The sequence below is a fragment of the Dietzia sp. SLG310A2-38A2 genome, assembly GCF_014145095.1.
Lineage (GTDB): Bacteria > Actinomycetota > Actinomycetes > Mycobacteriales > Mycobacteriaceae > Dietzia.
The window spans coordinates 1-2,520 of sequence record NZ_JAALDX010000116.1 but is presented as its reverse complement, the minus strand read 5'-3'; the positions used below and the strand labels follow the sequence as shown (position 1 = coordinate 2,520).

Annotated in this window: 3 protein-coding genes; 1 reads left to right on the top strand and 2 read right to left on the bottom strand. The window is 71.4% G+C overall.

What is annotated here, in order from left to right; all coding sequences use genetic code 11:
• Together G6027_RS04430 and G6027_RS04425 are read right to left on the bottom strand one after the other, a co-directional pair.
• A partial coding sequence (locus tag G6027_RS04430) for a DEAD/DEAH box helicase (RefSeq protein ID WP_241726821.1) occupies window positions 1–1,529 on the bottom strand: 1,529 nt, incomplete at its 3' end.
• Between the two features lie 106 nt (window positions 1,530–1,635).
• On the bottom strand, window positions 1,636–1,881 hold the full coding sequence (locus tag G6027_RS04425) for a DUF3039 domain-containing protein (RefSeq protein ID WP_017837712.1): 246 nt from the start codon (window positions 1,879–1,881) through the stop codon (window positions 1,636–1,638).
• A gap of 58 nt (window positions 1,882–1,939) precedes the next feature.
• Between G6027_RS04425 and G6027_RS04420 the strand changes: the two genes are divergently transcribed.
• On the top strand, window positions 1,940–2,416 hold the full coding sequence (locus G6027_RS04420; RefSeq protein ID WP_182635750.1) for a DUF3099 domain-containing protein: 477 nt from the start codon (window positions 1,940–1,942) through the stop codon (window positions 2,414–2,416).
• The last annotated feature ends 104 nt before the right edge of the window (window positions 2,417–2,520 follow it).

Sequence of the window (2,520 nt, the reverse complement as noted above, 5' to 3'; positions counted from 1 at the left end):
TCCGCCGCACCCGCGTGCGCGCCCGGACCCCCGGCGTTGCCCGGGAGGGTGGTGCCGGAGATGGTCGGGTCCGTCCCCACGCCCACCACCGCCACGGCCCCGGGTGCGGAGGCCCCCTCGCCGGAGGACCGCCGGATCTGCTCCTTCTCCCGCTGACGCAGGAGGGCCTTGACGTCGTCCGCGCCGAGCAACCCGGGAAGTCCGATGTAGTCGGCCTCCTCCTCGCTTCCGGCGAACGTGGCCGTGCCGTAGGAGGACCCCTCGTAGACGATCTGGTCGAGTTCGGCGTCCGCGCCGAGGGAGATGTAGCCCTTGTCCTCGTCGTCCGCGTCGGGCTCGTCCTGCTGCTGGTTGGCCTGCGCCAGCAGCTCGTCCTCGAGCCCGTCCTCGCGGTGGGGCTTGCCCAGGACGTGATCCCGCTGGGCCTCCATCTGGGAGGCGAGCTGCAGCAGGACCGGGACCGACGGCAGGAACACCGACGCGGTCTCCCCCGGCCTCCGGGACCGGACGAACCGTCCGATGGCCTGGGCGAAGTACAGGGGTGTGGAGGCGCTGGTGGCGTACACCCCCACGCTCAGTCGCGGCACGTCCACACCCTCCGAGACCATGCGGACGGCGACCATCCACTCGTCCGTCGAGGCGGAGAACGTGCCGATCCGGCTCGAGGCCGTGGGGTCGTCGGACAGGACGACGACGGGGGCCCGCCCGGTGATCTCCGTGAGCAGCGCCGCGTACTCGCGAGCGCGTTCCTGGTCGGTGGCGATCACCAGCCCACCGGCGTCGGGCACGCCGCCCGCACGGATTTGCCGGAGCCGGGTGTGTGCAGCCTGGAGCACCGCCGGCATCCAATCGCCGTGGGGATCCAGCGCCACCCGCCAGGCGCGGGAGTTCTGGTCCGCGCTGAGCGGTTCGCCGAGCCGGGCGGAGAACTCCTCGCCGGCGTTGGTGCGCCAGCGTGCCTCCCCCGAGTAGGCCAGGAAGACCACGGGTCGCACGACGCCGTCGGCCAGGGCGTCGGCGTAGCCGTAGGAGTGGTCGGCCTTGGACCGCTGATGTCCCTGGCCGTCGGGTTCGTAGGTGACGAACGGGATGGGACTGTCGTCCGATCGGAACGGTGTGCCGGTCAGGGACAGGCGACGCTCGGCGTCGTCGAACGCCTCGCGGATGCCGTCTCCCCAGCTCTTGGCGTCCCCGCCGTGGTGGATCTCGTCGAGGATCACCAGCGTTCGGCGGGATGCGGTCCGTTCGCGGTGTTTGAAGGGGTGTGAGGCCACCTGGGCATAGGTGACCACCACGCCGTGGTACTCCGGCGCGAGAGCGCCCGAGGAGTTGGAGTACTCGGGATCGAGCGCGATTCCGGCCCTCGCGGCGGCCTCGGCCCACTGGAACTTGAGGTGCTCGGTGGGGGCCACCACCGTGATCGCGTCGACCGTCCGGTCGGCCAGGAGTTCGGTGGCCACTCGCAGACCGAACGTCGTCTTACCGGCGCCGGGGGTGGCCACGGCGAGGAAGTCCTTCGGCCGTGCCATGAGGTACTTGCGCAGCGCGGTCCGCTGCCAGGCGCGCAGTGGCGCGCCCGCGGTCGCCGCGGCGGTGTCTGCGGTCTGCTCCTCGGTGCCCGGGACCGCGCCGGGTTCACTCACCAGGCTTCAGGGTCTCGTAGACGCGCTTGCACTCCGGGCACACCGGAGAGCCGGGCTTGGCGGACCGGGTGACCGGGAACACCTCGCCGCACAGGGCGATCACGTAGGAGCCCATGACCGCGCTCTCGGCGATCTTGCTCTTGTCCACGTAGTGGAAGAACTTGGGCGCGTCGTCCTGCGTCTCCTCGGTCGTGGTGACCTCGGGACGCTCTAGTGTCTTGGTCCGGGTGGTGCTCACCCCCTCATGATGCCGCACGCCACGGTCGGCGCGCCAACGCCGGAGTACCTTGGGGGCCATGGCACCCGACTCCCGTCGCAAGCGGTCCAAGGATCGGGACGGCACCGCGAGGCCCGTTCTGATCACCGCCGCGCGGGAGTCCTATCGGGACGAGCTCGCGGCGCGGAAGAAGCGATACTTCCTCCTGATGTCCATCCGGATCCCGGCGTTGCTCCTCGCCGCGGGTTCCCTGGCCCTCTGGAACAACCCGTGGATCGCACTGGCCATCGTCGCGGGGTCCATCCCGATCCCCTGGATCGCGGTGATCAGCGCCAACGACAGGCCGCCGCTGCCCAAGGGGCAGGCACGCATGTACACCGCCGGTGCGCTGTCCAACCACACGCCCTACGCGGTGCCGCCGGGGCTCGTGGCGGGACCGTCGCACCAGGGCCCGGCCGGTGAGAACCCGGCACACGAGGGCCCGGCACGCGAGAGACCCGCGTCCGGGACCCCTGACCGCGCCGACCGACCCGATGAGAGCGATCCCGCCCAGTGACACCGTCAGTGCCCACACTCACCCGGCTCGCGCCGGCACTGGCGGAGGCGTTCCGCCACTGCCACTTCACGGTCCCCGGACTGGAGGACGCCCTGGGGCCGGCG

Coding starts and splice junctions, on each gene's coding strand:
- G6027_RS04420 (WP_182635750.1), top strand. CDS start 1,940: ATGGCACCCGACTCCCGTCGCAAGCGGTCCAAGGATCGGGACGGCACC.